A 23,869-nucleotide genomic window follows, 5' to 3' on the forward strand; every position below is an offset into this window, starting at 1 on the left:
TGCGTGACCGACATCGAGGCCCGGCTGGAAGCCTTCCGACCCGAGCTGACGGGATACTGCTATCGCATGCTCGGCTCCGGCTTCGAGGCCGAGGACGCCGTGCAGGACACGATGATCCGGGCCTGGAAGGGTTACGAGAGCTTCGAGGGCCGGTCCGCGCTGCGTTCCTGGCTCTACCGGATCGCCACGAACGTCTGCCTGACCATGCTGGGCAGCGCCCAGCGGCGGGTGCGGCCGATGGATCTCGGGCCGGCCGGGTCCGGCCTGGCCACGGACGCGGGCGAGCCGCGTCCGGAGGAGATCTGGGTGGGTCCGGTGCCGGACGGGAAGATTCTGGAGCGTACGGATCCGGCTCACGTGATCACCGAGCGGGAGACGATCCGGCTGGCGTTCGTGGCGGCCCTGCAGCACCTGCCGCCCCGGCAGCGGTCGGTGCTCATCCTGCGGGAGGTGCTCGCCTGGTCGGCGCAGGAGGTGGCCGAGCTCCTCGACACCACGGTGGCGTCGGTGAACAGCGCGCTCCAGCGGGCCCGGGCCACCATCGCCGCGGCCGACACCGCCGCCGACGTCCACCGGCCCCTCGACGAGGAGCAGCGCAAACTGCTGGCGCGGTACGTGCAGGCCTTCGAGGCGTACGACCTGGGCGCCCTGACCACGCTGCTGCACGAGGACGCCACGCTGTCCATGCCGCCGCTGCCGCTCTGGTTGCGCGGCCACGACGACATCTCGGCCTGGATGTCCGGCACCGGCGCCGGCTGCCGCGGGTCGCGCCTGCTGCCGACCGTGGCGAACGGGTTGCCGGCTTTCGCCCAGTACCGGCGGGCCGTCGGCGGCCCGGGCCACGAGCCGTGGGCCCTGATCGTCCTGGAGATCACCGGCGGACGGATCGCGTCGGTCACCAACTTCATCGACACCGCCCGTCTGTTCCCCTTCTTCGGCCTGCCCGCCCGCTTGGACTGAGCCCGCTCGGACAGACCCGGATCTCAGGCCGGCCGGTCGCCGGGCGGACCGGTCGCCGGTCGCTCCTCCGGTGTCATCGCCCGGGTCAGGCCGAGCAGGTCCAGCAGCTGCCACACCTCGGGACCCGCGTCGCGCAGGTGCAGGCGCCACCCGTGCCGTCTCGCGGTGAGCCGCAGCCGGGCGAGGGCCTCGACGGTGGCGACGCCGGGTGGTTCCGTGCCCCCCACGTCACAGATCACGATCCCGCCCGGCCGGCCGCGCAGCCGGTCGGCCAGGTCGGCGCAGAGCGCCGGGATCTCCGCGCGGCGGACCGCCGTACCGACCGGGAAGAGCAGCGCCATGCCCGGTACGACCGGCGAGCGCGGCCGAACTCATCGGCCCGCAGGGGCCAACCCTCCGAAATCGCGAAATACGCTCAATAGCCGTGGATAGCCTGAAATCCCTACAGAAGGAGATCAGAATGCTTTTCCGGCGCATCGCCACCGTCCTCGGGCTCACCGGGACGCTGCTCCTGCCCGCCGCCGCGGCTCAGGCCGACCCCGACGTCTCCAGCCCGGACGCCGGCTACCTCGTGGCCGCGCACCAGGTGAACCTCGCCGAGATCGCCGCAGGCCGCATCGCCTTCACCAAGAGCGCCGACCGCGGGATCAAGGACATCGCCGTCACCTTCATCCGCGACCACATCGTGATGGACGCCAAACTCACCCAGGTGGCCCGGGAACTGCGGGTCTCCCTGCCCACCGCGCCCACCGAGGAGCAGCAGGCACTCGCCCGCCGCTACCAGGCCGCCGGCACCGACACCTTCGACGAGTACTTCGTCGCCACCCAGCTCGCCGCGCACCGCGAGTCCCTGAAGAAGACCCGGACCGCGGCTGCCGAGAGCGACAACGCCGAGGTGCGCGAACTCGCCGCCGGCGCCGCGCCCGTCATCGCGAGCCACCACGGGAAGCTGCGCGCCCAGGCCGCCGCGGAGAACATGGTGGGCTACACCCAGGGCGGCCGGCACCACGACTGACCGGCATCCGGCCGCGGTGCGGGTGGTGCTGCTTCCGCCGCCCCGCCGCGTCCGCAGCCCTGCCCTGGCGCAGGCGGGCACCAGCGACCCCTCGGACGGCCGCTGATCCGCGTCACGCCGGGACCCGCACCGTCCCCGGGTCGGTGGATTACGCCCGGTGCGGCGTCTCGATACTCTGCGGCCGTGGCCAGAACCCGACTGTCCTATCCGGAGGCGGTCCGCCTGCTCATCGGCGGCGAGGACCCGCTCACCCTCCTCGGCCGGGCGACCGGGGGCGCGATGCTGCTCGTGGCGCCGTTCGCGGAAGGGCTGCTGAGCTGGTTCGACTACAAGGGCGAGGCGAACAACGTGCTGCGTGAGCTGGTCGGGCGAGCACCGGCACGGATCCGGTCCAGCCGGGGCAGGCGGCACTACGAGTTGATCGAGGCGGCGCACACCGTACTGGCGGTGTCGTCGTTCTTCGACGCTCTCCAGCAGTACATCGGTGACCGATTCGAGGACCTGAGGCTCACCGACGAGGAGCGGGAGCGCATCGCTCGCGGCGAGACACTCCCGCTGGGGGTCCGCAACACGGTGCCGATGCCGGATGCCATGACCGGTTTTGAGGGCAACCTTCCGGCAGTGAAGCAAGCGCTGTCCGCGATGCACACGGCCTTCCGTGGCTTCACCATGGGGCTGGACGCGGCGCAGGGCATGACCATACCGGCGACCGACGCCGTCGTCGGTGTCGCGTTGCGGCTCTACCGGGAGCGATATGTGCGGCTCGCGGTCGACGTTCCGGAGTTCGGCATCTGGTCGCAGCTGGACGAGCACGCGGCCACCCGGGCAGCGGTACACCGCCAGACCGAGACCCTGACCGGGCTGGAGCGACGACTGACGGCGATCATGGACGGGGCGGCGCCTGCGGCCGTGCGTGGCCTGCGCCAGCACTACGCGGCGGGCCTGAGCCGGCCGCTGTGGCGATCGGACGCGTTGAAGGGCTTGGTCTTCCCCACCGTGGAGGACGGATTCGTGAGTCCGCGGTTCCGATTGGTGGTCTGTGGCAAGGACTCAAACCTGGGCGATGAGTCCTGGTGGCGCGGGCAGGCGATCGGATACGACCTGGAGAAGTTTCTCACCGGCCATCTCGTCGCGCCGGCCAGTACTCAGAACCCGCTGGTGATCCTCGGTCATCCGGGTGCGGGGAAGTCTCTGCTCACCGAAGTCCTTGCTGCCCGGGTGCCGACCGAGTCGTTCACCACGATCCGGGTGCCGTTGCGCCGGGTCGACCCGGAGCTGCCGATCCACGAGCAGGTCGTGGCAGCCGTCGAGCTGGCCACCAAGGAGCGGATCTCCTGGGGCGATCTGTGCCGCGCCTCGGACACCACGAAGGTGGTGTTGCTGGACGGCTTCGACGAACTGGTGCAGGCAACCGGGGTCACTCAGTCGCACTACATCGAACAGGCCGCGACCTTCCAGCGGGAGGAGTGGGAGCTGGGGCGCCCGGTGGTCGTGATCATCACGTCCCGCACGCTGGTGATGGACCGCACGGTGGTTCGCGAGGGCACCGTCGTGCTCAAGCTGGAGCCGTTCAACGAGCCGCAGGTGGAGCGGTGGACACGCGCGTGGAATGCGGCGAACCGAGACCAGCCGGGCTTCCGCCCGTTGCCGGCGGCAGAGTTCTGGCGGCACGAGGACCTTGCTGGGCAACCGTTGTTGCTGCTCATGCTCGCCGTGTACGCGGCGGACGCCGGTCACGGCAGCCTCGCGGCGGACGACCTGTCAACGGATCGGCTCTACCGACTTTTGCTGGACTCGTTCATCCGCCGCCAGGTTCGCGAGAAGGCGAAGACGGATCTTGGCAAAGCCCGGTTCGCCGAACGGGAGGCGGACAGCCGGCGTGACCTTGCCGCAGTGGCCTTCGCCATGTTCAACCGGAGACGTCAATGGGTCGGGGAAGAGGACCTGGGCCGTGATCTCGAGGCGTTGCACCCTGAGGCGGAGCAGCCGGATTCCGTATTGGGCGAGCCGGTCAGCCGGGCGCGGCGAACGGTCGCCGCGTTCTTCTTCGTCCACGTGGCCCAGGCCGGCGACGAGACACGCGCCCGCAGCCGTCGGTCGTACGAGTTTCTTCACGCGACGTTCGCGGAGTATCTCGTCGCCGAGCACGCGGTCGAATTGCTGACCGTTCTGGCGGAGGATTGGCAGCGGGCCCGCCGCCGTTCCTACCGGCCCAATCTCGATGAGCGCGTGCTGCGGACGCTGCTGTCCCACCAACCGCTCACCAATGGCGAGCAGGTACTCCCCTTCGTGGTCGGGATGATCGCCGCCAAGGAGGAGAACGTGCGCGCGGCGCTGCGCGAGGTGTCGGTCGAATTGTTCAGATCAGCGCGACGGCGCATCCAGCACGACCCTTACCTGCCGACGCCCTTCGACGTGGTCAGCCGCACAGCCGCGTACACGGCGAATCTGGTTCTGCTGGCCATGGCCTCCTCCGACACCGGCGTCCCGGTCGACGAATTGTGCGGGCCGCCGGACGCTCCGAATCTGCAGAGCAGCGTGCGGTTGTGGCGCACAGGCCTCGACGCTGAGGTGCAGAAGAGCTTCTTCGCCTCGTTCACCCGCGTCGGTGAGCGTCTGTTGCGCAGATCCCGTCGATCTCCGAGCCCGTCGGAGATCGACGAGGCACTTCTGACCGGCGACGCCTTTCTGACCGCCGTTCTGAGGGCCGGCTGGGCGACTTTCAACCTGACCGGTGGGGACGTCCTCAGCCGTCCCGAGATAACCCACTTCCAGCGCGACTTCCACCGCCGAGTCGTCGACCTGACGCTCGGACTCCGATCGACGGGGGGTCTGACTGGTCTGGCGCCTCGGGACGAGCGCCGTTACCGTCGGCTCGCCGACTGGCTGGAGGGTGCCGCCGGCCGGTCACCTCACGAGAGCAGCTTGAGTCTGCTGGCACTCTGCCTGACTCAGGACGCATCGCGCCTCGATCCGGGGACCCTTGACCGGATTCTTGGCGCGACGCTTCCTCACTCGTTCACCGCGGCCCAGGAATTCACCCTGCCGATGGCGCTGCTCGCGGCCAACAATCTGTGGCTGATCCGGCGACATCCTCGCCTGCGGTTCGCCGTCATGGAGGCGGGTGTGCCTGATTTCCTTCTCGACATCGTGGCGGCGCACCGGGACCAGGACCCGGACATGGCCTTCTCGCTGGCCAACGAGCTGTCCGCCGAATGGGTCTGACCACGGCCACGGCCCGGTATGTTCCGGCTACGCCTGGACCAGACCGATCGGGGCCCGGGACGGTTCGACGGTGATGGACTTCTCGACGGCGATGGCGTGCCACAGGCAGAACATGGCGACCGTCCAGACCTTGCGGGACCGGTCGGCGTCGCCGCGGCGGTGTTCGGCGAGCAGGCCGCGGGCGTAGTTCAGGTCGATCAGGTCGCCGGCCTGGGAGCCGGCGAGCAGGGTGTCCACCCAGTCGCCGATGGGGCCGCGCAGCCACAGCCGGGTCGGGGTGGGGAAGCCCAGCTTGTCGCGGTCGCGCACCGACTCCGGCACGATGCCGCGCATCGCCTCCCGGAAGGCGTGCTTGGTGGAGCGCGAGCCGGCGGGCAGTTTCAGTTCGGTGGACAGGCCGGCGGCGGCCGCGTAGACCTGCTGGTCCAGGAACGGCACCCGCAGCTCCAGGCTGTGTGCCATCGACATCCGGTCCGCCTTGACCAGGATGTCGCCGGGCAGCCAGGTGTGCAGGTCGACGTACTGCATGGACGCCACGTCGTCGACGTCGGCGGTCTCGGCGTAGAGCGGGCCGGTGATGTCGGTGTGCGGCTGCGCGGTGTAGCGCAGCAGACGCGCCTTCTCCTCGGCCGAGAAGATCCGGGCGTTGCCGTAGTAGCGCTGCTCGATCGGGGTGGTCCCGCGTTCCAGGAACGAGCGGCCCCGGACGCCCTCGGGCAGCACATCGGCGAGGTGGCGCAGGCCGCGCTTCATGCCGGCCGGCAACCGGTCCACGCCGGCCAGCGACAGCGGCTCCCGGTAGATCTTGTAACCGCCGAACAGCTCGTCCGAGCCCTCGCCGGAGAGCACCACGGTGACGTGCTGCGCGGCGGTCCGGGCCAGGAAGTAGAGCGGGATCAGCGAGGGGTCGGCCACCGGGTCGTCCAGCAGCTGCACGATCTTCGGCAGGTGCGCGAGCACGTCCTCGTCGGTGACCACGGTGGGGGTCAGCCGTACGCCCAATTGCTCTGCCGTGTCCGCTGCCACCTCGATCTCGCTGTACCCGCCGGCGGCGAAACCGGCGGTGAAGGCGTGCAGGTCCGGCTTGATCCGGGAGGCCAGGGACACGATCGCCGAGGAGTCCACGCCGCTGGAGAGGAACGCGCCGACCGGTACCTCCGCGTGCATGTGCCGGTGCACGCTGGCGGTCAGGGCGTCCTGGATCGCCTGGTAGGCGGCTTCCGGCTGCAGGTGCAGCGGCCGCAGCGACGGCTTGAACCAGCGGTACTGGCGCACCCCGCCGCCCGCTGTCCAGACCAGCCGGTGGCCCGGCGGCAGGCGGCGGATGTGCCGGTGCAGGGTGAGCGGGTCGGGCACGTACTGGAACGTCAGGTAGTGGGCGAGCGCGTCGGCGTCGAGGGCGGCCCCGGCGGGCGCGGCGAACGGGTCGAGCGCCTTGCGTTCGCTCGCCAGGAACAGGCCGTCCGTGGTCTCCAGCAGGTAGAGCGGCTTGATGCCGAACGCGTCCCGGGCGGCGTGCAGGGTGCCGGTCCGGTGGTCGTAGGCGACGAACGCGAACATGCCGCGCAGCCGGGGGAGGGCGGCCTCACCCCAGTAGTGGAAGGCCGCGGCCAGGACCTCGGAGTCGCCGTCGGTGGCGAACGTCGCCTGGTGCTCGCGGATCAGGGCGGCGCGCAGCTCACGGTAGTTGTAGATCTCGCCGTTGAAGACCACGGTCCAGCGCCCGGCGTAGTGCAGCGGCTGCGCGGAGAGCTCCCGGTCGATGATCGCGAGCCGGTTGAAGCCGAACGCGTACCCGTCGCCGTACTCGATCCGGGTGTCGTCGGGTCCGCGGTGCCACATCGTGGCGAGCGCGGCACTGAAGGCCGCCGCCGTCGCGGCGTCCGGCGGCCCCGCGTCGGGCCGGCTGCTGACGAATGCGCTCAGACCACACATCGAAGCCTCCTGGGGGGTGATCGGGAGGCGACCGTAGGCCCGGGCTTGTGAAGAACCTGTGCGGTTCCGTCGCGGATCCGTGACCGCACCGGAAGCCGGGCCGGTTCTTCACCGGAACTTGACATTCCTTGGGCACGTTCGCGCGGCTGAGCCACAATGCGAGCCGTGACCGCCCGCATTCTCGTTGCCGACGACGATCCGAAGCACGCCCAGCTGATCCGCCTCTACCTGGAACGAGAGGGCCACCAGGTGCTGACGGTGGGTGACGGGCGTGCGGCCCTGGAACAGGCCCGCGCCCGCCGGCCCGACCTGATCGTGCTGGACGTGATGATGCCGCTGGTCGACGGCCTCGACGTGTGCCGGATCCTGCGCGCCGAGTCGGACGTGGCGATCGTGATGGTCACCGCCCGCTCGGCGGAGAACGACATGCTGCTCGGCCTCGACATCGGTGCCGACGACTACCTGGCCAAGCCGGTCAGCCCCCGCGAGTTGACCGCGCGGATCCGGGCGCTGCTGCGGCGCACCCGCGGCGCCGGGGACAGCGAGGTCCTGCGGGTCGGTGACCTGGAGGTGGACGGGCCGAGGTTCGAGGTGCGGGTGGCCGGCGAGCCGGTCCGGCTGACGTCCAAGGAGTTCGGGATCCTGGAGTTGCTGGCCCGCGAGCCGGGCCGGGTGTTCACCCGGGCGCAGATCCTGGACAAGACCTTCGGCTTCGAGAACGACGTCTCGGACCGCACGGTCGACGCCCACATCGTCAACCTGCGCCGCAAGATCGAGAAGGATCCGGGGGAGCCGCGGTACGTGCAGACGGTCTACGGCCGGGGCTACCGGATGGCCGAACGGTGAGCTTCCGCCTGCGGATCTTCGTGCTGGTGCTGGTCGTGGCGGTGACCGCGATCGGGGCGACCGCCTACCTGACGATCAGTCTCACCTCCCGTGAGGCGGCCCGGGTGGATCAGGCGCGGGACAAGCACGAGGCGGCGATCATCGACGAGATCCGCCGGTTCGGCATCCGCAACGGGAGGTGGGTCGGCATCGACGGCGTGGTGCGGGAGATGTCCGGAGACACCAGCCTGCACATCCGGGTGGTGACCGCGGACGGCGTCGTGCTCACCGACTCGGACAACCTGGAGAAGCGGGCGGCCGGCCCGGTGCAGATGCTGTCCCGCCGGGTCGAACCGGTGCCGGCGCTGGACCCGCGGATCGCCGCCGCGGCCGGGCGGCTGGCGGCGACGGCCCGGGTGTCCGGCGACGCGGCACCCCCGGCCGGCACGGCGACCCCACCCGTCGGCACCCCGGTGCCGCCCGACGCGGCGGCGGCGGCCCTCGCGCAGAAGGCCGCCGCCCGCCGCCTACCCCTACCGGCCCTGCCGAGGCTGCCGGCCGACCTGTTCGGCCCGCTCCCGGAGGACGAACCGCAGGTGCAGGCCCTGCACCAGCTCGTGCAGTACCGGGCCGCGCTGCTGCGGGTGCGCTGCGCGGCCGGGCACGACCCGGCCTGGTCGTCCGCGCTGGCTCGCAGCGAACCGCCCTACCTGGACCAGGAGCAGTTGCGGGCCGAGCCGTCGTGCGCCGCGTCGGCGCGCCACCGGATCAGCGCCGAACGCGAGTGGCGGCAGGCCCGGTGGGCGGAGCTGTCGAACTGCCGGTCGCTGCTGCCGATGTTCGGCGAATGCCTGGCGAACGCGTTCACCATGGGCGCACTCACCACGTCGGCGGTGCCCGTGGAGATCTACTTCGGGGCGGCGCGGGACACCGACATCTCCGACATGGGCCGGCCGGCGGTCTTCGCGGTGGCCGGGGTGGTGGTGGCCGCGGCCCTCGGCACCGCCTGGATAGCCCGCCGGGTGAGCCGCCCGGTGCGCCTGCTGACCGGTGCGTCGCTGCAGCTCGCGGCGGGCCGGCTGGACGTGCGGGTGCCGGACTTCGGCGGCGCGGACGATCTGGCGGCGCTCTCCAAGTCGTTCAACTCGATGGCCGAGGCGCTGCAGCGCAGCGAGGAGCGGCAGCGCCGGCTGATCGCGGACGTCGCCCACGAGATGCGGACGCCGCTGTCCAATCTGCGGGGCTACCTGGAGGGCCTGGCCGACGGGGTGATCGAGCCCAGCCCCGAGCTGTTCGCCTCGCTGCACGAGGAGACCCTGCTGCAGCGCCGGATCCTGGACGACCTCCAGGTGCTCGCGCTGGCCGAGGCGGGCGAACTGGGTTACGCCCCGGTGCCGGTGGACCTGGCCGAGCTGGCCGTCACGACCGCGACCGCGCACGCCGTGGTGGCCGCGAACGCCGGTGTGGAGCTGACCGTGGACGCGCCCGGACCGGCCGAGGTGCGTGCCGACCCGGACCGTACCCGCCAGGTGATCGGCAATCTACTGAGCAACGCGATCCGGTACACCGACGCGGGCGGGCGGGTGGAGATCCGGGTGCGCGGCGACGCCGAGGGAGCGATCCTGAGCGTACGGGACACCGGCGTCGGCATGGCCCCGGAAGAGGTGGACCGGGTGTTCGACCGGTTCTGGCGAGCCGACCCGGCCCGGCAGCGGACGACCGGCGGCTCCGGCCTGGGCCTGACGATCGCCCGCCGGATCGTGGACGACCAGGGCGGCAGCATCACGGCGTCGAGCACCCCGGGGCTGGGCACCACGTTCGAGGTGCGGCTGCCGGCACCCGGCGACCGGTTCGCGTACGGCCTCTGAGCCCGGCGTACGGTTTTGAGTCCTGTGAGCCTGGCGTCAGAACCGGCCGGCCAGCGCGGCGTCCAGGGTCTCCCGGTAGACCGCGCGGTAGACGTCGTCGTACGTGAACTGGCAGGGCTGCACGACGCGGGCCTCGGCGAGTTCCTTCGTCCGCAGCGCGTCGAGGGCCGCGAGTTGCTTCGGGGGCAGTACGTCGGCGAGGCGTACGCCGGTGGTGCCCGCGCCGGCCCGAGCTCCGCGGTGACGGTGCGCGCGCAGTGGTCGAGCTGCCCGGCGACGCGGGCCTGCCGGGCCGGGTCGAGCCGGTCCAGGGCGATCCTGTTGGGGTCCACCACGGCGGTGCCGGCGGGCACGAAGTCGATGAGTGTGGTGATGCCGTACCCGTACCGGTCGGTGAACTGCTCCCGGGTCAGTCCCAGCGCGCGGCGGGTGTCGATCGCGGCCCGGTCCACGTGCGGCTGATAGGTGAAGCCGGCCGGCCGCACGCATTGCGCCATCCGCTCGTTGCGTTGGTGCCAGTAGCCGAACGCGTCCGCGACGGCCACGTCACCGCGGTCGAACGCGTCACGCATCAACTGTTCGGCGGGTGGCCCGGACGCCGGTGTGGCGCAGGCGGCGAGGGCCGCCGGCAGGATCGCGAGCGCGAGGAGCGTACGCCGCATCGCTTCTCTTCCTCTCCGCGCGGAGGGTGCCGGGCCGCAGTGGCCCGGCACCGCTCGATCAGTAGCCGACGTTGAGGTACTGCCCGGTCTGCGCGCCGGAGGCGGTGAGCTGCCCGACGAAGTACGAGGCCGGGCTGCCGTTGCGGTCGTTGAACGTGTACGAGTAACCGGCCGAGTCGCAGCTGGTCGCCTGGGTGCTCCAGGTGCCGGCGTCGAGGTAGCGGATCCGCACGCAGGACCCGTCGCTGACGGTGTCCTTGATGCGCGTCACGCTCAGTACCGTGACGCCCAGGGTGGTGAGGGCGAGTACGGCTGCGCGTCCCTTACCTTTACGTGTGCTCCGCATAGCAGGATTCCTTTCTCGGATCTTGCTTGGCTCCCACACGGTAGAGCGGCAGGTGCCGATCTTCGCCGCTTGACCCATTCACGATGATCACTTATGGGTACGGCGTTCGCGCGGCCCCGGTGCAGGTGGGAGGCGGACACGCACGCCTGGTAACAGGTTGATCACGCGGCGTGTCAGAAGATCCATCCGGGACTTATCGTCAGCCGTGTTCCGCCCAGCGGAAGCTGCCCGGGAGTCAACCAGATGGGATGCCGGGACCCTGCCGGTCACCGCGCGCGGCCGCCAGGCACGATCATCGGGCGACCGTGTACCTCCGGAAGGACCACCGAACGTGTCTCTGACCCAGCAGGCCCCCGCCCCGCCGCACACCGTGCCCGCCGCCGCCGACCAGGCCGTCCTGATCGTGCACGGCCGGGACCGGACCGGGATCGTCGCGGCCATCAGTGCGGTGCTCGGCCGGCACGAGGCGAACATCGTGCAGCTGGACCAGCACTCGGACAACCCGCACGGCGGCGCCTTCTTCCAGCGGACCGTCTTCAGCCGGCCCGGGCTCAAGGCCGCCCTGCCGGCGATCGAACGCGACCTGCGCGAGCAGCTCGCCGACGGGTTCGAGCTGGAATACACGCTGCGGGACCTGTCCGTGCCGAAACGCGTCGCGATCTTCGCGTCCAAGGACGGGCACTGCCTGCTCGACCTGCTCTGGCGGCACCGCCGCGGCGACCTGCCGATCAACGTGGCCATGGTGATCTCGAACCACCCCGACATGGCCGACGAGGTGCGCTCCTTCGGGATCCCGTACTTCCACGTGCCGTCACAGGGCCCGGACAAGTCCGCCGCCGAGGCGCAGCACCTGCGCCTGCTGGCGGGCAACGTCGACTTCGTGGTGCTGGCCCGCTACATGCAGATCCTCTCCGGGGACTTCATCGAGCGGGTCGGTGTGCCGATCATCAACATCCACCACAGCTTCCTGCCCGCGTTCATCGGGGCCGGGCCCTACGCGAAGGCGAAGCAGCGGGGCGTGAAGCTGGTCGGTGCGACGGCGCACTACGTGACCGAGGACCTGGACGAGGGGCCGATCATCGAGCAGGACGTGGTACGGGTGAACCACGCGCACACCGTTCCCGAACTTCAGCGCCGAGGTGCGGATGTGGAGCGCGCGGTGCTGTCGCGGGCGGTGCAGTGGCATGCCGAGGACCGGGTCATCCGGCACGGCAACCACACGATCGTCTTCGCCTGATCACGCCTGTTCTTCGGGGCCCGCATTCTCGGCGGCCGCTTCTTCGGTGGCTGTTCCTTCGGCGGCCGTTCTTTCGGGGGCCGGTGCGAGCAGGGCGGCGACGAGGTTCTGGAAGCAGCCGGTCAGTTCGTCCTGGCCGGCGGTGGCGAGCGGCTGCAAGCGCGCCGCCCGCAGGATCACCGTGCCCAGCGCGGCGGCGAGCACGAGTTGGGCCCGCAGCAGCAACTCCGGGTCGTCCGGCTCGCCGCCCGCGGCGACCGCGAGGCGCCGGCCGAGTGAGCCGAGGGTGTCCAGCCTGATCTGCTCGGCCGCCTCGTCGCCGGAGGAACGCAGCAGCAGTAACAACTGATTCGGCTGCTCGGTGTGCGGCCCGCCCACCTTCTCGGCGATCAGCCCTGTGGCCGACTCGAGGGTGGTGTTCTCGAACACACTCTGCTTGAGGTCGTCGACGGTGCCGCGCAGGCAGGCGCGGAAGAGCCCTTCCTTCGATGTGAAGTACCGGCTGATCAGCGCGACGTTGACCCCGGCGTCCGTGGCGATGTCGCGCACCGACGTCGCGCTGTAGCCGTCCTCGGCGAAGCGCCGCCGGGCGGCGTCCAGCAGCAATTGCCTGGTGGCAGCCGCGTCCCGGCGCCGGGGGTTGGTCATTCGTTCAGCTTAGCGATCACGAGGTGTGACGTAAACAATCGTTGACTTGCCCGGCCGCGTGCCGATACTGGGTAAGTCAGCGATCGTTTACTTAGCTACGAGGACTCCATGACGCGGTCTCCTAAACTCCTCACCCTCTACCTGTCGCTCGGCGGCCTGGCCTTCGCCGTGCTGCAGTCCCTGGTGGCGCCCGCGCTCTCCACGATCGCCCGCGATCTCCAGGTCTCCACCAGCGACATCAGCTGGGTGATCACGGCGTACCTGCTCGCCGCCTCGGTGCTGACCCCGATCCTCGGGCGCCTCGGCGACATGGCGGGCAAGCGCAAGGTCCTGATCGGCGTCCTGGTCGCGCTCGCCGCCGGTACGGTCCTCGCCGCCGTCGCGCCCAACCTGACCGTGCTGATCGTGGCCCGGATCCTGCAAGGCGCCGCCGGCGCGATCATGCCGCTCTCCATCGGCATCGTCCGCGACGAGCTGCCCCGCGAACGCGTCGGCGTGATCGTCGGCCTGCTCTCGGCGATCTTCGGGGTCGGCGCGGGCGTCGGCATCGTGGCCGCCGGCCCGATCGTCGAACACCTCTCCTGGCACTGGCTGTTCTGGCTGCCACTGGTCCTCGTCCTGATCGCCCTGGCCGGTGCGGTCTTCGGCATGAAGGAGTCGCCGGTGCGTACCCCCGGCCGCCTCGACGTGGCCGGCACCGCCCTGCTCTCCGCCTCCCTGGTCGCGCTGCTCCTCGCGGTCAGCAAGGGCCAGGCCTGGGGCTGGGGCGACGCCAAGACCGTCGGCCTGCTCGCCGGCGGCGCCGTGCTGATGGCCGTCTTCGTGCTGGTCGAGCTCCGCACCGCCGACCCGCTGATCGACATGCGCCTGATGCGCATCCGCGGCGTCTGGGCCACCGACGTGGTCGCCGTGATGCTCGGCTTCGCCATGTTCGGCACGTTCCTGCTGGTGCCGATGCTGCTCCAACTCCCCGCCGCCACCGGATACGGTTTCGGCAAGTCGGTCTCCCAATCCGGCCTGTTCCTGCTGCCCACCGTGCTCTTCATGGTCATCTTCGGCCCGCTGGCCGGCATACTCACCCGCCGCTACGGCCCCAAGCTGCCACTCTTCCTCGGCACCCTCGCCGTGGTCGCCGCCTTCACCCTGCCCACGATCGGCCACGGCGAGCTGTGGCAGGTGCTGCTCTCCGGCGTCTTCACCGGCACCGGCATCGGCCTCGCCTTCGCCGGCATGTCCAACGCCATCATCGAAGCCGTCCCGGCCAAGCAGACCGGCGAGGCCACAAGCGTCAACACGATCGCCCGGACCATCGGCAGCAGCATCGGCACCGCCGTGGTCGCGGCCGTCCTCTCCTCGCACAGCACCCCACAGGGCCTGCCCACCGACGACGCCTTCACCTGGGGTTTCGCGGTCTGCGCCGGAGTCGGCGTCCTCGCGGTCCTGGCCGCGCTGGCGCTGCCGTCCGCCCACCGGCGCCACGAACAGGCCGTCGCCACCGGCGTGGGGGACCTGCCGCCGGAGCCCGAGGAACTGCACCTCCCGCACCTGGCCAAGCGCTGACCCTGCGGCGTGTGCCCGGGCGCTGACCCTGCGGCGTGTGCCTGGGTGCTGACCCTGCGGCGGCTGTCTTGCCGTCGGTCGAAGCGGCGCGGATCGTGTTTGTGGTCGTGGGAGAGCGTTTCCCGCGACCACAAGGACGAGCCGGTCGGTCCGGTTCGCGTTTACGGTTGCTGAAACCGCTCCCGGACAACCGCAACCACCGGCTGCCAGGGCCCGGCAACCGCGTCACACGCCAATGCCGCCGCACGCCAGTCCCTTCGCACGCTCGGCGTCCACGACAGTGCGTCCGCGCGGCGATGTTGATCTGCTAGCGCTACGAAATCGCTGTGATCAAGGGGCTGAAACCGCGATTTCGCATCGCTAGCAGATCAACTTCTCACGGCGGGCGCACCGTGGCTGCCGGGAGCGTGCTTGCCAAGAGCGGTCATGCCGCGGCAGCCTCCGACGCCTCGGCGTTGCCGTGCGTCACGTGAGGTGGTGGCAGTGTCCCTGGAGGTGGTGGCGGGGGCGTGACGGGCGTAGTGGCGGGCTGTCACGTGAGGGTGGTAGCCGTCGGGGCCGGTAGGGCGGACGCCGTGCAGGCCTCGACCCGGCGGCCGGGGAACCGATCACCGGGGCGCTCGTGAGCCGCGCACCCCGGCCGGCGGCGCATTCTCACCTCCTCGCAGGGTCGGCGGTCCACCGTGTGGCAGTCTTTGTCACACCGATGAAGAAGGGAACCTGGCACACATGCAGCAGGTGAAAGCGGTCATCGCACGGGCCAAGGGTGCTCCGGTGGAGCTCGTGACGATCAACGTTCCGGATCCCGGGCCCGGTGAGGCCGTCGTGAAGATCCAGTCGTGCGGGGTGTGCCACACGGATCTGCACTACCGGGAGGGTGGGATCAACGACGAGTTCCCGTTCCTGCTCGGTCACGAGGCCGCCGGTGTGGTGGAGGCGGTCGGCGACGGGGTGACCGGTGTCGCGCCCGGCGATTTCGTGGTGCTGAACTGGCGTGCGGTGTGTGGTGAGTGCCGGGCCTGTAAGCGTGGCGACCTGCACTACTGCTTCAACACGCACAACGCGAAGCAGAAGATGACCTTGGAAGACGGTACGGAGCTGTCGCCGGCCCTGGGTATCGGCGCGTTCGCGGAGAAGACCCTGGTCGCGGCCGGGCAGTGCACGAAGGTGGATCCGGCGGCACGCCCGGCGGCGGTGGGTCTGCTGGGGTGCGGGGTGATGGCCGGTATCGGTGCGGCGATCAACACCGGCGGCGTGACTCGCGGCAAGTCGGTCGCGGTGATCGGCTGCGGTGGTGTGGGCGTGGCGGCGGTCGCGGGTGCGGCGCTGGCCGGTGCGAGTCCGATCATCGCGGTGGACATCGACGCGGCGAAGCTGGAGGCGGCCCGCAAGCTCGGTGCCACGCATCTGGTCGACTCGTCGAAGACCGACCCGGTGGCGGAGATCAAGCGGATCGCGGCGGAGACGTACCCGGGTGCCGAGGGCGCCGACGTGGTGATCGAGGCGGTGGGCCGGCCGGAGACGTGGAAGCAGGCCTTCTACGCCCGTGACCTGGCCGGGGTGCTGGTGCTGGTCGGGGTGCCGACACCGGAGATGAAGGTGCCGGACCTGCCGCTGATCGACGTGTTCGGGCGTGGTGGGGCGTTGAAGTCCAGTTGGTACGGCGACTGCCTGCCGAGCCGCGACTTCCCGATGCTTGTCGATCTGTATCGGCAGGGCCGGTTGGATCTGGACGCGTTCGTGACCGAGGAGGTCGGGATCGAGGACGTGGAGGCGGCGTTCGCGAAGATGCACGGCCACAGCGGTCAGGCGCCGGTGCTGCGCTCGGTGGTCGTGCTGTGACCCGGGTCGACCACGGTGTCGTCGCGGGCACGTTCAGCCTGGACGGCCAGACCTACGACGTCGACAACAACATCTGGGTGGTCGGCGACGACGCGGAGTGCGTGGTCATCGACGCACCGCACGACGTCGAGGCGATCCTGGCGGTCGTCGGGTCGCGCAAGGTGGTGGCGATCGTCTGCACCCACGCGCACGACGACCACGTCCGGGTGGCGCCCGCGCTGCGCGAGCGGACCGGCGCCCCGATCCTGCTGCACCCCGAGGACCGGCCGCTCTGGGAGCTCACCCACGGCCCGGCCGAGACGTGGGACGCCGACCTGACCGACGGCGCGGAGGTCCCGGTCGGCGGCACCACGCTGACCGTGCTGCACACGCCGGGGCACGCGCCGGGCGCGGTCTGTCTGCACGCGCCCGACCTGGGCTGCGTCTTCACCGGGGACACCCTGTTCCAGGGCGGTCCCGGCGCGACCGGCCGGTCGTACTCCGACGCCGGCCTGATCGTCGACTCGATCAAGGCGAAGCTGTTCGTGCTGCCCGGCGAGACCGTGGTGCACACCGGGCACGGCGACGACACCACGATCGCCGCCGAGCGGGAGCGGCTGAGCTGAGCGCCGCCTGACGACCCGGCCGGGCCGGTCGCGACCGGCCCGGCGGGCCGATTGCCGAAAAAGGGCCGCCGAAAAAGGGCTGTCGGAAAGGGCTGCCGAAAAAGGGCTGTCGGAAAGGCGGCTCAGCTGTCGAAGCCGAAGCCGACCGCGTCCATGGCCTTGAGCCACAGGTTGCGGCGGCCGCCGTTGGCGTCGGCGTGGATGAGGGACCTGCGGGTCAGTTCCACGCCGGCCCAGCGGACCGGTTCCGGCGGGAACGGCAACGGCTTCGAGCTGACCATCCGGGTACGGGTCCGCGCCGTCGGCTCCCCGGCGAGGAGGTCGAGCATCACGTCCGCGCCGAACCGGGTCGCCGCGACGCCGAGACCCGTGTAGCCGGCCGCGTACGCCACCCGGCCGCCGTACGCCGCACCGAAGAACGCCGCGAAACGCGTGCAGGTGTCGATCGCCCCACCCCAGGCGTGGCTGAACTTCAAGCCCTCCAGCTGGGGGAACGTGTCGAAGAAGTGGTCGGCGAGCCGGTGGTAGGTCTCCTGCCGGTGCTCGTGCGACGGGTCCAGCTTGCCGCCGTAGTGGTAGATCGCGTCGTACCCGCCCCACAGGATCCGGTTGTCGGCGGTCTGCCGGAAGTAGTGGAACTGGTTGCCGGAGTCGGACAGTCCCTGCCGCTTCTCCCAGCCGATCGCGGCCCGCTGCTCGGCGGTGAGCGGCTCCGTCATGAGCGCGTAGTCGTACACCGGGATCGTGAACAGCCGGGCCCGCTTCACCAGTGACGGGTAGACGTTGGTGCCGAGCGCGACGTGCCGGGCCCGGATGCGGCCCATCGACGTCCGCACCTGCATGCCGGCGCCGTCCCGGGCCAGCCCGGTCGCGAACGTGCCCTCGAAGATGTGCACTCCCAGCTTCTCGGCCGCCTCCGCCAGGCCCCATGCCAGCTTCGCCGGGTTCACCAGGGCGGTGCCGCGCCGGTCGTAGGCGCCGGCCAGGAACCGCGGCGACCCGATCTCGGCCCGCACCGCCGCGCCGTCCAGGAACTCCACGCCCACACCGTGCTGCCGGGCCAGCTCCACGCCCTGGCGCAGCGCGTCGATCTGGTGCGGCTCGGTGGCGACGTCCAGGGCGCCGGTGCGTTCCCACTCGCAGTCGATGCCGTACCGCTCGATGGTGTCCTCGATGCCCTGCAGATTTTCCAGGCCGAGCCGTTCCAGTTCGGCGATCTCCTCGGGCCACCGGCTGTACCCGTTGGCGAACCCATGGGTCAGGCTGGCCGCGACGAAGCCGCCGTTGCGCCCGGACGCGGCATGCCCGATCCGGCCGCCCTCGATCAGCACGACCTCACGCCGGGGGTCGCGCTCCTTGGCGATGATCGCGGTCCACAGCCCGGTGTACCCGCCGCCGATCACCACGAGGTCCGCCGCGAGCTCACCGGTCAGGGGTCCGCGGGCGGCGGGCCGTCCCGGGTCGGCCAGCCAGTAGGTGGAATAACTCACGTCGCTCAGTGACTGTCGGTTCATGGGTTGCACCTCGGTGCGGAGTTGGGGGGAGCACTAACATTGGTCGGTTGCCCGAGCCGGAGACTGGAGAGAAATTGCGAGCCCGAGTCGCGCTGACCCCCGAGCTGATCGTCGACGCGGCGAGCCGGCTGGCCGAGAACGCCGGAGCTGACGCGCTCAGCATCCGGGCGCTCGGCAAGGAACTGGGGGTGGACCCGACAGCGGTCTACCGGCATTTCCGGGACCGCGACCAAATCGTCCTCGAGGTGGCCGACCGCCTGCTCGGCGGCATCGTCGACGGCCTCCCGGCGGATCTGGAGTGGCGCCCCCGCCTGGAGTGGCTGGCCCAGGAGGTCGTCAGGTCCTTCGTGGCGCACCCGGCGATCGCCCCGATCCTGGCGCTGCGCACCACCCGCCGGCAGGGCGAGTTCCGGCTCGCCGAGGAGATCCTCGGCGCGCTGCGCGAGGCCGGCCTCTCCGACGAACGGGCGGCCGTGCAGCACCGCGTCTTCGACGACACGGTGATGTCCTACGCCGCGATGATCAGCGCCTACACCGCGATGGACGAATCGAGCCGTGAGGGCGACGAGTCCGCCTGGTCTCGTGAGTACCGCGCGCTGCCGGTCCGCCGCTACCCGAACATCGCCGCGGTGGCCACGCACTTCGCCGGCATCGAGGACGAAACGGTCCTGCAGGAGCTGGTGGGCGCCCTCCTCGACCGCGTCGAGAAGCTCGCCACCCAGCCCGGCTGACCCGCGCAGTCCGGCTGACCCGCTCAGTCGGGCTGACCTGCGCAGCCCGGTTAACCCACCCAGTCGGGCTGACCTGCGCAGCCCGGTTGACCCACCCAGTCGGGCTGACCCGCGCAGTCCGGGCGAGGCGTGGCCGATGCCCGGGCTCGTCGACCCGGTGTCGCCGACCACGATGCCGGAAGGCATGGGACACCCCGTTCTGCGGCCGCCCGGACGGCGGCGCCCATCCAGCATCGCAGTTGTCAGCGGTGTTGACAACACCCTTTAGGCAGCCCGGAAAGGATCACAGGGGTACGGGCTACCCGCACCCGGGCCAGAAGAAGGGCCACGGCCGTCCCGTGACGCACGGCAATGCGATACCCGTCACAGACCGTCAGCCGCAATGCCGTCCCGGGCGGTCAGCCGCAATGCCGTCCCGGGCGGTCAGCCGCAATGCCGTCCCCGGGCGGTCAACCCGGATGGACCCAGGTGTCGATCAGCGCCTCGTGGGCCTCCAGCCGCAGCTGGGTGCGCTCCGGATCCGTCGCCGCCACCGCGTCGAGCAGCGTCGTCGACAGCAGCACGGCCGACGCGTGCGAGTCGAAGAGCAGGCCGGTGCCGGCGGGCGCGACAAGCAGTGCCGCGGCCTGCGCGGCGAAGGGTGCGAGCGCGCTGTCGGTGACCACCACCGGCCGCAGGCCGAGCCGGTGCGCCAGCCTCAGCGTGGTGACCGTGGCGGCGGGGTAGCGGGGCATCGCGAAGACCATCAGCGTCACCGCGCCCTGCTGGTGCAGCTGCAGGACGGTGTCGGCGGCCGTCCCGGCATCCGTGCAGACGGTGACGGACGGTAGCAGGCGCTTCGCGAAATACCCGAAGTAACCGGCGAGGGCCGCGGACGCGCGCAACCCGATCACGCCCAGCGGCGCCGGCGCGGCGAGCAGGCGCACCGCCTCGGCCATCGCGTCGCCGGTGACCACGCGGCGCAGGCTGTTCAGGTTGGCGCGCTCCTGGTCGATCGCCGCGAGCCCGTTGTGCGGCCCCGGCTGGGGTGCGCGCTGACCGGGTATGCCGGCCAGGACCACCTCGCGTAGCGCGGCCCGGAATTCGGCGAAGCCGGCGAAACCGAGGGCGGTGGCGAGCCGGGTCACGGTGGGCTGGCTGACGCCGGTGCGTTCGGCGATCTCCACGGTCGACAGAAACGCCACCCCGGGGAACATCCCGAGCATCCGCTGCACGATGTGCCGCTGGGTGGGGGAGAGGCGGTGCCGCTGGGCGAGGTTCGACAGCCAGTCCTCGGGCGCCATGACTGAATACTCTAAAACACAAATCCGATAGGGTGCATGTGTTGATTCAGTGCGTCTCGTTCCGAGGTGGTCGCCATGACGATCTGGCTGCGTTTCCTGAACGGCGCGGACATCGAGGCCCTGAACATCACGGACGACGAGGTGATCGAAGCCGTCGAGTCCGTCGTGGACGCGCACGGCCGGGGCCGCACGGTCTTCGAGCCGCGTACCCATCTGGTTCCCGACAACGGCGGCGCCGGGCACTTCAACATCCTGCGCGGGCACGTCTCCACCCTCGGGGCGAGGGGTCTGAGCGGTGTCAAGGTGGTCGGTGACTTCGTGCCCAACTACCAGCGCGGGCTGCCCAGCGAGCTGGCCATGCTCACCCTGTTCGACCCGTACACCGGCGTGCCCCTGGCCATCCTCGACGCCACCCTGATCACCGAGGTCCGCACCGGCGCGATGACCGCGGTCGGCGCCAGGCACCTGGCCCGCCCGGACGCGAAGGTGCTCGGCCACGTGGGCGCCCGCGGCACCGCGTTCGCCAACGTCACCATGCTGGACGGGCTCTTCGACCTCGAGGAGATCCGGGTGACGAGCCGGCGTCCCGAGTCCCGGGAGGCGTTCGCGGCCCGGCTGCGCGAGGTGACGACGACCCCGGTGCGGGCGGTGGCCACCGCCGACGAGGCGTACGACGGCGCCGACATCCTGGTGGAGGCGTCCCGGCTGACCGAGCCGCAGCCGCTGCTGCGTACCGCGGTGGTGCGGCCCGGCGCGTTCGTGGTCCCCTACGGCACGATAAGCGCCGTCGAACTGGACCTGCTCGACGTGATGGACAAGGTGGTCGTCGACGACTGGCGGGAGTCGCAGTCCGGCCGGTTCGGCGCGCTGCGGGCACACGTGGACACCGGCCGGCTCAGCGAGCGGACACTGCACGCCCAGCTCGGCGAGATCGTCAGCGGCGCGAAACCCGGCCGGGAACGCCCGGACGAACGGATCCTCTTCTGGCACCGGGGCCTGTCGATCCTCGACGTGGCCCTCGGACACCTGATCCTGACCCGCGCCGAGGCGGCCGGGGCCGGGACCATGCTCCGGTACCGCTGACGCCGCCCGCGATGGTGACGGTGCAGCACCTGGTCGTCCGCCGGGCCGGTGACCTCGACCCGGCGGCCGTGGCCGGCATCGCCTGCGGAACCCTGCGGCCGGTGCTCGGTGACGAGCTGCTGGCCGGGCTCCGGGCCGGCCGGGAAGCCGTGCTGGCGGCGCTCGGCGGCGACGAACCGGTCTACGGCGTGAACACCGGGATGGGCGCGATGGCCGGGATCCGGCTGGACGCCGAGGCGCAGCAGCGGCACCAGAACAACCTGATGGCGGGACGGGCGGTGGGATCGGCGCCGTGGCTGAGCCGGGTGGAGGCGCGCGCGGTGCTGGCCGTACGCCTGCGGACTCTGCTGCACCCGGCCGCCGGCGCGTCGCCGGAGCTGTGCGCCCACCTGGCCGCCATGCTCGCCGCCGACGTGGTCCCGGCGATCCCGGCACGCGGGTCGGGCGCGGCCGGCGAGATCATTCCGCTGGCACACGCGGGCGCCGCGCTGATCGGAACCGGTCAGGTGCTCGACGCGTACGGGTACGCCACCGACGCCGCCCCGATCCTGGCGCGGGCCGGGCTCGCGGGGTGGTCGTTCGGCACCAAGGAGGGGGTCGCCTTCCTGGAGGGCGTGCCCGCGCTGACCGGTCTGTCGGTGCTCGCCGCCCGGTCGGCGCGGCTGCTGATCGACCAGGTCACCGCCGTGGTGGCGGCCGAGCACGCGGTGGCGCGGGCGAGCACGGACCCGTGGCACCCGGCGTTCGCGGCCGGTGACCCCGAGCTGCGCACCGTGCTCGCCATGCTGGACACGACGCCCGCGGCCGGAGGACCGCCCCCACCCGGCGCGCCGCCCGGACCCGCCGCGCCTGCCGCGCCCGAAAAGCCCGAGACGTCCGCTACCTCGCTCCAGGCGCCCGTCTCGTTCCGGGTCAGCGCGCCCGCCCTGGCCGTGGCGTTGCGTGCCACCGCCGGCCTGGAGGCGGCCGTGGACCGGGCGCTGACCGCCGTCACCGACTCGCCGGCCTACCTGGACGGGCGGTTCGTCGGCAGCGCCGGGTTCGCCGGCACCGACCTGGTCGCCGCCGCCGGCACGCTCACCGGGGCGCTGGTGCACCTGGCCGAGCTGGGGGCCGCGCGCCTGCACCGGCTCCTGGACCCGGCCGTCACCGGCCTGAACCGGCAGCTGTCGCACGCGCCGGGCGCGCACGCCGGCATGGTCGCGGTGCACAAGCGGGCCGTCGGGGTGGCGCATCGGCTGCGGCGGTTCGCGGGCCTGGCGCTGGTCGGCCCGATGGAGACGTCGGCGGGCCAGGAGGATGTGCAGAGTTTCGGGTTCGAGGCGGCCGAATGCCTCACTGAAGCACTCGACGGGCTGCGCGAGGTGGTCGCCTGCGAGATCCTCGCCGTCCACCAGGCGACGCGCCTGCGCGCGGCGCCGCCGGAGCCGAGCGCGGTGCGCCCGGAGCTGGCCGCTGTCCTGCGCCGCCTGCCCGCCGGAACCGAGGACCGCCCGTTCGGCCGCGACCTCGACCTGATCATCGAGCTGTTGCGGGCGCCGCCGTCGAATCCCTGACGACCAGCTCCGGCCGGAACGTCGGCGGACTGGGCGCGCGCTCCTCCATCAGGTCGAACAGCTGCCCGACGGCCGCCTCCACGATCGCGTCCTCGTCCCAGGCCATCGTCGTCAGTCCGGGACTGACCAGGCCGGCCAGCTGGTGGTCGTCGTAGCCGATCACGGACAGCTCGGCCGGCACCCGCAGCCCGGCGGCGCGTGCCGCCCGGTAGACCGCGAAGGCCAGCGAGTCGCTCAGGCAGAACACCGCGGTGGGCCGGTGCGAGGCGTCGAGCAGGGCGGCGGCCACTTCGACCGCCTCGGCCGTGGCGGCGGGCGCGGAGAGGGTCACCAGGTCGAGGCCGAGTTCGGCGGCGACCGAGACGGCCAGGATCTCGGCCGGGCGGCCGGGGGTGGACGGCTGGGAGGGCGCGAGCACGCCCACCCGGCGGTGGCCCAGGGCGGCGAGGTGGGCCAGGGCGGTACGGACACCGTGGTCGTTGTCGAACAGGACGCTGCCGGAGCCGGGGCGGCCGGTCAGCGCGTCGCCGACCGCGACGACGGCGACCTGCGGGTCGAGCAGCCGCCAGTAGGCGGCGGACGGGTCGACCGGGGAGACCAGCGCGCCGTCGACACGCTGCGCGACGAACTGCTCGACGATCACGCGTTCCTGCTCCGGGTCGGCGGCGGCGTCGGCGATTGTCGCGTACCGCCCGCGCCGGCGCAGGGCCTGGGTGAGCAGCACCGAGAGGTCCTGCTGCCACAGGTCGCGCAGGGAACCGCTCACCCCGACCGAGCCGGTCCGCCCACTGGCCAGCGCGCGGGCGATCGGGTCGACGGTGTAGCCGAGGTCGTCGGCGAGCTGCCGGACCCGTTCGATGGTGGCGGCGGAGCCGCGGACGCCGCGCAACGCGTACGACGTGGCGGCGAGCGACAGGCCGGCGGCGTCCGCGAGGTCCTGCAGAGTTCGTCGCGGCGACATCGACAGAGAGTAA

The 23,869-nt window shown here is 71.5% G+C and carries 20 protein-coding genes; 13 read left to right on the forward strand and 7 right to left on the reverse strand.

Features of this window, described 5'->3' with window-relative positions:
• Window positions 1–3 precede the first annotated feature (3 nt).
• Window positions 4–960 carry a sigma-70 family RNA polymerase sigma factor gene (locus tag LPA41_RS22620; protein ID WP_229072725.1) on the forward strand — a complete coding sequence of 319 codons (957 nt, stop codon included), beginning with the start codon at window positions 4–6 and terminating at the stop codon, window positions 958–960.
• A gap of 23 nt (window positions 961–983) precedes the next feature.
• Here LPA41_RS22620 and LPA41_RS22625 read toward each other — a convergent pair whose 3' ends face one another.
• Window positions 984–1,301: an STAS domain-containing protein gene (locus LPA41_RS22625; RefSeq protein ID WP_229072726.1), complete on the reverse strand. Its 318-nt coding sequence runs from the start codon at window positions 1,299–1,301 to the stop codon at window positions 984–986.
• A 119-nt stretch (window positions 1,302–1,420) separates the two neighbouring features.
• On the opposite strand from LPA41_RS22625, the gene LPA41_RS22630 reads away from it, so the two are divergent.
• Entirely contained in the window at window positions 1,421–1,975 is a 555-nt protein-coding gene (locus tag LPA41_RS22630) for a DUF4142 domain-containing protein (RefSeq protein WP_229072729.1), read from the forward strand.
• 183 nt (window positions 1,976–2,158) lie between these two features.
• Window positions 2,159–5,200, forward strand: a complete 3,042-nt coding sequence (locus tag LPA41_RS22635) for an NACHT domain-containing NTPase (protein ID WP_374238196.1) — start codon at window positions 2,159–2,161, stop codon at window positions 5,198–5,200.
• A 27-nt stretch (window positions 5,201–5,227) separates the two neighbouring features.
• Here LPA41_RS22635 and asnB read toward each other — a convergent pair whose 3' ends face one another.
• The gene (asnB, locus tag LPA41_RS22640; RefSeq protein ID WP_229072733.1) at window positions 5,228–7,135 is read right to left on the reverse strand and encodes an asparagine synthase (glutamine-hydrolyzing); all 1,908 of its coding nucleotides are present in this window, start codon (window positions 7,133–7,135) and stop codon (window positions 5,228–5,230) included.
• 156 nt (window positions 7,136–7,291) lie between these two features.
• Here asnB and LPA41_RS22645 point away from each other — a divergent pair, with 156 nt between their 5' ends.
• The 3 genes from LPA41_RS22645 to LPA41_RS22655 are packed head-to-tail and all read left to right on the forward strand — an operon-like array spanning window position 7,292 to window position 10,290.
• Window positions 7,292–7,981, forward strand: coding sequence for a response regulator transcription factor (locus tag LPA41_RS22645; RefSeq protein WP_229072735.1), 690 nt, complete (start codon window positions 7,292–7,294; stop codon window positions 7,979–7,981).
• Window positions 7,978–9,828, forward strand: a complete 1,851-nt coding sequence (locus LPA41_RS22650) for an ATP-binding protein (protein WP_229072737.1) — start codon at window positions 7,978–7,980, stop codon at window positions 9,826–9,828. Before LPA41_RS22645 ends, LPA41_RS22650 begins: the two co-directional genes overlap by 4 nt.
• A 24-nt stretch (window positions 9,829–9,852) precedes the next feature.
• The gene (locus LPA41_RS22655) at window positions 9,853–10,290 is read left to right on the forward strand and encodes a hypothetical protein (RefSeq protein WP_229072739.1); all 438 of its coding nucleotides are present in this window, start codon (window positions 9,853–9,855) and stop codon (window positions 10,288–10,290) included.
• Window positions 10,291–10,548: 258 nt separating this feature from the next.
• On the opposite strand, the gene LPA41_RS22660 is transcribed toward LPA41_RS22655, so the two are convergent.
• Window positions 10,549–10,836, reverse strand: coding sequence for a hypothetical protein (locus LPA41_RS22660; protein WP_229072741.1), 288 nt, complete (start codon window positions 10,834–10,836; stop codon window positions 10,549–10,551).
• Between the two features lie 331 nt (window positions 10,837–11,167).
• On the opposite strand from LPA41_RS22660, the gene purU reads away from it, so the two are divergent.
• Window positions 11,168–12,073, forward strand: coding sequence for a formyltetrahydrofolate deformylase (gene purU, locus LPA41_RS22665; RefSeq protein WP_229072743.1), 906 nt, complete (start codon window positions 11,168–11,170; stop codon window positions 12,071–12,073).
• On the opposite strand, the gene LPA41_RS22670 is transcribed toward purU, so the two are convergent.
• Window positions 12,074–12,721, reverse strand: coding sequence for a TetR/AcrR family transcriptional regulator (locus tag LPA41_RS22670; protein ID WP_229072744.1), 648 nt, complete (start codon window positions 12,719–12,721; stop codon window positions 12,074–12,076).
• Window positions 12,722–12,829: 108 nt separating this feature from the next.
• Here LPA41_RS22670 and LPA41_RS22675 point away from each other — a divergent pair, with 108 nt between their 5' ends.
• From LPA41_RS22675 to LPA41_RS22685, 3 genes are all read left to right on the forward strand, one after another.
• Window positions 12,830–14,281, forward strand: a complete 1,452-nt coding sequence (locus LPA41_RS22675; protein ID WP_229072746.1) for an MFS transporter — start codon at window positions 12,830–12,832, stop codon at window positions 14,279–14,281.
• Between the two features lie 729 nt (window positions 14,282–15,010).
• A complete protein-coding gene (locus LPA41_RS22680; RefSeq protein ID WP_229072747.1) occupies window positions 15,011–16,123 on the forward strand; it encodes an S-(hydroxymethyl)mycothiol dehydrogenase in 1,113 nt (370 codons plus the stop codon).
• Window positions 16,120–16,728, forward strand: a complete 609-nt coding sequence (locus LPA41_RS22685) for an MBL fold metallo-hydrolase (protein WP_229072749.1) — start codon at window positions 16,120–16,122, stop codon at window positions 16,726–16,728. Before LPA41_RS22680 ends, LPA41_RS22685 begins: the two co-directional genes overlap by 4 nt.
• Before the next feature lie 122 nt (window positions 16,729–16,850).
• Here LPA41_RS22685 and LPA41_RS22690 read toward each other — a convergent pair whose 3' ends face one another.
• Complete coding sequence (locus LPA41_RS22690) at window positions 16,851–18,242, reverse strand: FAD-binding oxidoreductase (protein WP_229072751.1); 1,392 nt, start codon at window positions 18,240–18,242, stop codon at window positions 16,851–16,853.
• 74 nt (window positions 18,243–18,316) lie between these two features.
• On the opposite strand from LPA41_RS22690, the gene LPA41_RS22695 reads away from it, so the two are divergent.
• On the forward strand, window positions 18,317–18,973 hold the full coding sequence (locus tag LPA41_RS22695; protein ID WP_229072752.1) for a TetR/AcrR family transcriptional regulator: 657 nt from the start codon (window positions 18,317–18,319) through the stop codon (window positions 18,971–18,973).
• 449 nt (window positions 18,974–19,422) lie between these two features.
• Here LPA41_RS22695 and LPA41_RS22700 read toward each other — a convergent pair whose 3' ends face one another.
• The gene (locus LPA41_RS22700) at window positions 19,423–20,256 is read right to left on the reverse strand and encodes a MurR/RpiR family transcriptional regulator (RefSeq protein WP_229072754.1); all 834 of its coding nucleotides are present in this window, start codon (window positions 20,254–20,256) and stop codon (window positions 19,423–19,425) included.
• A gap of 75 nt (window positions 20,257–20,331) precedes the next feature.
• On the opposite strand from LPA41_RS22700, the gene LPA41_RS22705 reads away from it, so the two are divergent.
• Together LPA41_RS22705 and LPA41_RS22710 are read left to right on the forward strand one after the other, a co-directional pair.
• The gene (locus LPA41_RS22705; RefSeq protein ID WP_229072756.1) at window positions 20,332–21,339 is read left to right on the forward strand and encodes an ornithine cyclodeaminase family protein; all 1,008 of its coding nucleotides are present in this window, start codon (window positions 20,332–20,334) and stop codon (window positions 21,337–21,339) included.
• An 11-nt stretch (window positions 21,340–21,350) separates the two neighbouring features.
• Window positions 21,351–22,895 (forward strand): aromatic amino acid lyase, encoded by a 1,545-nt coding sequence (locus tag LPA41_RS22710; protein WP_229072758.1) that lies wholly within the window; start codon window positions 21,351–21,353, stop codon window positions 22,893–22,895.
• Here the strand turns inward: LPA41_RS22710 and LPA41_RS22715 are convergent.
• Window positions 22,858–23,856 carry a LacI family DNA-binding transcriptional regulator gene (locus LPA41_RS22715; RefSeq protein WP_229072759.1) on the reverse strand — a complete coding sequence of 333 codons (999 nt, stop codon included), beginning with the start codon at window positions 23,854–23,856 and terminating at the stop codon, window positions 22,858–22,860. The two genes, LPA41_RS22710 and LPA41_RS22715, sit on opposite strands and share 38 nt — an antisense overlap.
• Window positions 23,857–23,869 lie beyond the last annotated feature (13 nt).

Source organism: Actinoplanes sp. DH11 (assembly GCF_020873875.1).
GTDB lineage: Bacteria > Actinomycetota > Actinomycetes > Mycobacteriales > Micromonosporaceae > Actinoplanes.

Excerpts from the sequence above, each read along its gene's own strand:
- LPA41_RS22630 (WP_229072729.1), top strand. The coding sequence starts at position 1,421 with ATGCTTTTCCGGCGCATCGCCACCGTCCTCGGGCTCACCGGGACGCTG.
- LPA41_RS22645 (WP_229072735.1), top strand. The coding sequence starts at position 7,292 with ATGCGAGCCGTGACCGCCCGCATTCTCGTTGCCGACGACGATCCGAAG.
- LPA41_RS22680 (WP_229072747.1), top strand. The coding sequence starts at position 15,011 with ATGCAGCAGGTGAAAGCGGTCATCGCACGGGCCAAGGGTGCTCCGGTG.
- LPA41_RS22710 (WP_229072758.1), top strand. The coding sequence starts at position 21,351 with ATGGTGACGGTGCAGCACCTGGTCGTCCGCCGGGCCGGTGACCTCGAC.
- LPA41_RS22625 (WP_229072726.1), bottom strand. The coding sequence starts at position 1,301 with ATGGCGCTGCTCTTCCCGGTCGGTACGGCGGTCCGCCGCGCGGAGATC.
- LPA41_RS22670 (WP_229072744.1), bottom strand. The coding sequence starts at position 12,721 with ATGACCAACCCCCGGCGCCGGGACGCGGCTGCCACCAGGCAATTGCTG.
- LPA41_RS22675 (WP_229072746.1), top strand. The coding sequence starts at position 12,830 with ATGACGCGGTCTCCTAAACTCCTCACCCTCTACCTGTCGCTCGGCGGC.
- LPA41_RS22690 (WP_229072751.1), bottom strand. The coding sequence starts at position 18,242 with ATGAACCGACAGTCACTGAGCGACGTGAGTTATTCCACCTACTGGCTG.
- LPA41_RS22660 (WP_229072741.1), bottom strand. The coding sequence starts at position 10,836 with ATGCGGAGCACACGTAAAGGTAAGGGACGCGCAGCCGTACTCGCCCTC.
- LPA41_RS22705 (WP_229072756.1), top strand. The coding sequence starts at position 20,332 with ATGACGATCTGGCTGCGTTTCCTGAACGGCGCGGACATCGAGGCCCTG.
- LPA41_RS22715 (WP_229072759.1), bottom strand. The coding sequence starts at position 23,856 with ATGTCGCCGCGACGAACTCTGCAGGACCTCGCGGACGCCGCCGGCCTG.
- LPA41_RS22700 (WP_229072754.1), bottom strand. The coding sequence starts at position 20,256 with ATGGCGCCCGAGGACTGGCTGTCGAACCTCGCCCAGCGGCACCGCCTC.
- asnB (WP_229072733.1), bottom strand. The coding sequence starts at position 7,135 with ATGTGTGGTCTGAGCGCATTCGTCAGCAGCCGGCCCGACGCGGGGCCG.